Raw genomic sequence first — 4,898 nt, 5'->3', positions numbered from 1 at the left:
GTATGCCTCCCAATACCGGCCCAGCCGCCAGAGAGGCACCACCCAGCGCGCCCCACCATCCGACCGCGCGGCTACGCGCCCGGTTGTCGGGATACGCCTGCCGCAGCATGACCAGCGAATTGGGCACCAGCAACGCTGCGCCCACGCCCTGGATCAGTCGGGCCGCGACCAACACCGCCAGGCCGCCGGCAAGCCCGCAGGCGGCCGATGACAGCGTGAATACCGCCAGGCCGGAGAGAAACAGGCGACGCGCACCAAAGCGGTCACCGAGGGTGCCACTGGTCAGCAGCAATGCGGCAAACGCCAGGGTATACGCGTTGACAACCCACTGCAGACCGGCCACATCGGTTGAAAATTCACGCCGCAGCGCATCCAGGGCCACGTTGACCACACTGATGTCCAGCAGGACGACGACCAATCCCAATGCCGAAGCCCAAAGCGTGCCGCGCGCGGATGTAGCAGAAACCGTCATGAAGTACCTACCAGCGGGGGAGACGGGTCATGCTAGGCTCCGACGTTAGGCTCGAAAATTCCCCGAAACCTCACTCCAGACTTGCGAAAACGCACAGATGTTTGATTGGGAGGATATCCGTCACTTCCTTGCGGTTGCCCGCGCAGGCACCCTTTCCGGTGCCGCCAGAGCCCTGCAGGTGGACCATGCCACGGTCAGCCGTCGCGTCGCCGCGCTGGAGAGCGAGCTCCAGGTGTCGCTTGTCGAGCGCCTACCGCGCTCGTGCCGGCTTACCTCGATGGGCGTACAGATATACGAGCAGGCCAAACTGATGGAAGCCTCCGCCTTCAGCGTGGCCCGCTTGAGCCGCGCCAGCCAGGAAGCGACGGATGTCAGAGTGACCCTCAGTGCGCCGCCGGTCCTGGTCGCGCACCTTCTGGCGGAACGGTTCGTCGATTTCAGGGCAGGGCATCCCGGGATTCAGCTTTCCGTGTCGGCGCAGACCCAGCAGGTATCGCTCAGCCGCCGGGAGGCCGATGTGGCGGTGCGCCTGGTACGCCCCGTCGAAGCCAGCAGCGTCGTGCGCAAGATCGGGCGCATGCCCTTTGCCCTGTATGCCAGCGTGGGCTACGTGTCCACGCATCGTCCCGAAGACTGGACCTTCATTGCGTATGACACCCAGTTCRCAGACATGCCCCAGCAGCAGTGGTTACTGGGCGTGGCCGGCAGCCGGCGCGTGGGGTGCGAACTCAGCGACATCAGCAGTCATCGGGCCGCAGCGCTGGCCGGGGCTGGCGTAGCAGGATTGCCTTGCTTCCTTGGCGATGCAGCCCCCGGGCTGACGCGGCTGGACCATGACGGCGCGCCATTCGCGCGCGATATCTGGCTGGTAGTACACCGTGATCTGCGGCGCTCGGCATCGGTGCGAGCCGTCATGGATTTCGTCGCGGACGCCATCGCCGCGCGACCCGGTCTTGGGATGGAAGTGTAGGCGCGCAGCGCAGCCGACCAACGGTCGGCTCTACGTGTTCGCGGTTGCCGGCGTCTTCATCAGCATTTCCAGCGCCTTGCCCACTGCCGCAAAGGCGAACGCGCCGGTGATGTGGGTGGCCGCGCCGAGGCCGGCGCCGCAGTCCAGCTTCAAGGCCGCATCCGCGCCGAGGTTCGGGCGGATGCCGCACACGCTGCCGTCGGCCTGCGGGTACTTCACGTTCTCCAGCGAATACACCGCCGGCACACCGAAGTAGCGCGACGCGTTCTTCGGGAAGTTGAAATCGCTGCGCAGCTTCTTGCGGATCAACGCCATCATCGCGTCGTGCTCGGTGCGCGATACATCGCGGATGCGCACCAGGGTCGGATCGGTGCGCCCGCCAGCCGCGCCGACGGTGAGGATCGGCAGCTTGCGGCGGCGGCACCAGGCGATGGTTTCGACCTTGACCCGGAAACTGTCGCAGGCGTCGATCACCAGATCGAAATCGCGGTCCAGCAGCTCCACCATGTTCGACACGGTCAGAAACGAAGCGATCGCATCGACTTGGATGTCCGGGTTGATCGCACGGCAGCGCTCGGCCATCGCCTCGGCCTTGTTGCGGCCGTATTGGCCGGCCAGCGCCGGCAGCTGGCGGTTGGTGTTGGACACACAGATGTCGTCGGCATCGATCAGGGTGAGGTGCCCCACCGCCGTGCGCGCCAGCGCTTCGACCACCCACGAGCCGACCCCGCCCATGCCGACCACCGCCACCCGGCGGGTCGACAGCAGGTCCACGGTGCCCACTCCATACAACCGGTCGATGCCGGCAAATCGTTCGCGCAGTACGTCGTTCATGGGCGAATTTTACCCTCACCGGCCCCGTGCGTACGCCGCATGGACAGGACGCACCGTAAGATCGGCTCAGCCACCCACAAGGACGCCCGCCATGAATCAACCCGCCCCGCCCCGCCGCCCCTCCGCCGCGTATCGCTATCTGTTCGTGGGTGTGCTCGGCCTGGTGGTCGGGTTGATCGCCACGGTAATGGTCTCGCGCGCGATCCAGGCCCGCCAGGATCCGTTCCCGGACGCGCTCATGCACGTGATGAACCGGCAGGTGGAACTGCTGCAGGCCGCACAGGCGCAGAACCGCTGCACGCTGGCCGACAGCGTGCCGCGCCTGCAGACGATGCGCTCGCTGTCCAACGACATGGACGTGGCCTTCCCCGGATTGAAGGACAGCCAGGGCTTCCAGCAGCACGCCAGCGCCTTGCGCGCCACGCTCAACACCGCCCTGGCCGCCCCGCCCACCGACTGCGTGGCCATGGGCAAGGTGGTGGAAAAGATCCAGACCGACTGCAAGGCGTGCCACCAGGATTTCCGCTGATTCATCTGCCAGCCACCCTGCCAGGGTCAGATTGGCGCGCTGTTCACATAACACAGGACAGGATCTGCGGCATGCGCCCCAGACGCATTCGACCATCCCTCTGGCCAGGAGAACCACCATGAAGATCCAACTCATCGCCGCCGCTGCCATCGCCACCGTTGCACTGGCCGGCTGCGCGACCACTTCGCCCGGCTACGGTAGCAGCGGTTACAACAATGGTTACGGCAACAACAACGGTTACAACAATGGGTACAACAACGGCCGCTGTGCCGACTGCGGCATCGTGACCCGGATCAATCAGGTCGCTTCGGGCCGCACCGCCCCGACCGCCACCGGCGCCATCCTCGGCGGCCTCGTCGGCGCCGTTGCCGGCCATGAGATTTCCGACCACACCGGCGGCAGCCGCGGCAACAAGAACATCGCCGCCGCCGCAGGCGCGGTGGGTGGCGCGCTGGCCGGCAACCAGATCCAGAAGAACGTCACCAGCGATACCTTCGACATCAGCGTGCGCATGGATGACGGCCGCACCGTGGTGGTCAACCAGCGCGACCTCGGCGGCATCCGCGAAAACACCTACGTTCGCGTGGTCAACGGCAAGGTCATCCTGCGCTGATCGCACTGGCGCTGATCGCAGAATGAAGAAAGGGCCCGCGCAAGCGGGCCCTTTTGGTGTTGCTACCAGACAGAACCCGGTGGCCGATTAGAGCGGCTTTACCTTGTCCGCCTGCAGGCCCTTCTGGCCGGTGACCACTTCGAACTCGACCGCTTGACCTTCCTTCAGGCTCTTGAAGCCCTGGGATTCGATCGCGCGGAAGTGCACGAACACGTCTTCGCCGCTCTCACGGCTGATGAAACCGAAACCCTTGGCGTCATTGAACCACTTGACGGTGCCCTTCTCTGCCATCTCTGCTACTCCCTAACAGTCTTGTTGTTGGATACGCCCTTAGAGGYGGCTGACAGCAAGGGGGAAGCGAGGTGCATCGATGCAGCGGATCTGGAAGATCTACCATCATCAGGCCACGATCCACGGTGACCTTGCCAAGCTCAGCATCTGCAACTTAACCCGAGCAAAACGAAAAATCAACTGGCAAATACTTTCGGTTGTCAACCCCATTTCCCCTACCATACGGAATAGCATGGACCCTTCATTCATCTTTAACCTGCTAGCCGTCCTGCTGGTGCTGGTCGGTATCGCAGGGATCGTGCTGCCGGCCCTGCCCGGCATCCCCCTGGTCTTCGCCGGGCTGCTGCTGGCGGCCTGGGCCGATGGCTTCGTCCACGTGGGCTGGCTGCCACTGACCCTGCTGGGGATCCTCACCCTGCTCTCCTTCGCGGTGGACATCCTGGCCACCGTGGTCGGGGCCAAACGGGTCGGGGCGAGCGGCAAGGCGCTGTGGGGCACGTTCATCGGCAGCATCGTCGGGCTGTTCTTCATGCCGATCGGGCTGCTGGCCGGGCCACTGCTCGGCGCGCTGGCCGGCGAGTACTGGCACACCCGTGAACTGGGGCGTTCGACCAAGGTGGGCTTCGCCACCTGGCTGGGCATCCTGCTCGGGGTGGCGCTGAAAATGGCGCTGGTGGTGGCCATGCTCGGGCTGTTCGCGTTCGCCTGGCTGGTCTGAACAGCCTGTTTTCACATTCTGCGCACGCCATGGCCGGGCATAACGCCCGGGGAGAACCACACGGTTGCGCTGGCAGGAACGGCCGCCAGCGGCCACACTGTCCCGCTACCCCATTCATTTTGCCACCTGGCCTGCTTTCATGACCCTCCTTCGCCCCCGCTCCGCCCTGTTCACCGCCTTGGCCCTGGCCAGCCCCAGCTTGCCGCTGGCGGCGCAGGAAGCCGCACCGACCCCGGCCTCGCCGGAAGCCTGCGCGCTGGTCGATACCGACGCGGCGCGCCTGGCCTGCTACGACACGCTGTTCGGCCACACCCGCGGCGTGACCGTGGCCGCCGACGCCGCGGCCGTGGCCGCGCAGCAGGCCCGGCGCGAGGAGCGCCAGGCCGCGCGCACCGCCGATGCCGATGCGCCGGCCACGCAGCGTGCCAAGCAGCGCCTGGGCGAACTGTTCAAAAGCGATGGCCATGAGGA

The 4,898-nt window shown here is 65.7% G+C and carries 7 protein-coding genes and 1 pseudogene; 5 read left to right on the top strand and 3 right to left on the bottom strand.

From position 1 onward, the window contains the following. A partial coding sequence (locus ACXJKH_RS14660; protein WP_457320328.1) for an MFS transporter occupies window positions 1-472 on the bottom strand: 472 nt, incomplete at its 3' end. 97 nt (window positions 473-569) lie between these two features. On the opposite strand from ACXJKH_RS14660, the gene ACXJKH_RS14655 reads away from it, so the two are divergent. Continuing rightward, window positions 570-1,442, top strand: a complete 873-nt coding sequence (locus tag ACXJKH_RS14655) for a LysR family transcriptional regulator (protein WP_457320326.1) — start codon at window positions 570-572, stop codon at window positions 1,440-1,442. Window positions 1,443-1,472: 30 nt separating this feature from the next. Here the strand turns inward: ACXJKH_RS14655 and ACXJKH_RS14650 are convergent, their stop codons facing one another. Continuing rightward, window positions 1,473-2,276 carry a tRNA threonylcarbamoyladenosine dehydratase gene (locus ACXJKH_RS14650; protein WP_457320324.1) on the bottom strand — a complete coding sequence of 268 codons (804 nt, stop codon included), beginning with the start codon at window positions 2,274-2,276 and terminating at the stop codon, window positions 1,473-1,475. A 91-nt stretch (window positions 2,277-2,367) separates the two neighbouring features. Here ACXJKH_RS14650 and ACXJKH_RS14645 point away from each other — a divergent pair, with 91 nt between their 5' ends. Together ACXJKH_RS14645 and ACXJKH_RS14640 are read left to right on the top strand one after the other, a co-directional pair. After that, entirely contained in the window at window positions 2,368-2,805 is a 438-nt protein-coding gene (locus tag ACXJKH_RS14645; protein ID WP_256775555.1) for a hypothetical protein, read from the top strand. Between the two features lie 118 nt (window positions 2,806-2,923). Further along, a complete protein-coding gene (locus ACXJKH_RS14640) occupies window positions 2,924-3,418 on the top strand; it encodes a glycine zipper 2TM domain-containing protein (protein WP_256775556.1) in 495 nt (164 codons plus the stop codon). An 87-nt stretch (window positions 3,419-3,505) separates the two neighbouring features. On the opposite strand, the gene ACXJKH_RS14635 is transcribed toward ACXJKH_RS14640, so the two are convergent. Then, the gene (locus ACXJKH_RS14635; RefSeq protein ID WP_019185917.1) at window positions 3,506-3,709 is read right to left on the bottom strand and encodes a cold-shock protein; all 204 of its coding nucleotides are present in this window, start codon (window positions 3,707-3,709) and stop codon (window positions 3,506-3,508) included. 232 nt (window positions 3,710-3,941) lie between these two features. Here ACXJKH_RS14635 and ACXJKH_RS14630 point away from each other — a divergent pair, with 232 nt between their 5' ends. Both ACXJKH_RS14630 and ACXJKH_RS14625 read left to right on the top strand, forming a co-directional pair. Then, complete coding sequence (locus ACXJKH_RS14630) at window positions 3,942-4,427, top strand: DUF456 domain-containing protein (RefSeq protein ID WP_256775557.1); 486 nt, start codon at window positions 3,942-3,944, stop codon at window positions 4,425-4,427. Between the two features lie 139 nt (window positions 4,428-4,566). Beyond that, window positions 4,567-4,898: pseudogene (locus ACXJKH_RS14625) on the top strand (phospholipase A); the annotation flags it as partial.

The organism is Stenotrophomonas sp. P5_B8 (genome assembly GCF_054049855.1).
This window is presented reverse-complemented; position numbering and strand designations above follow the sequence as displayed.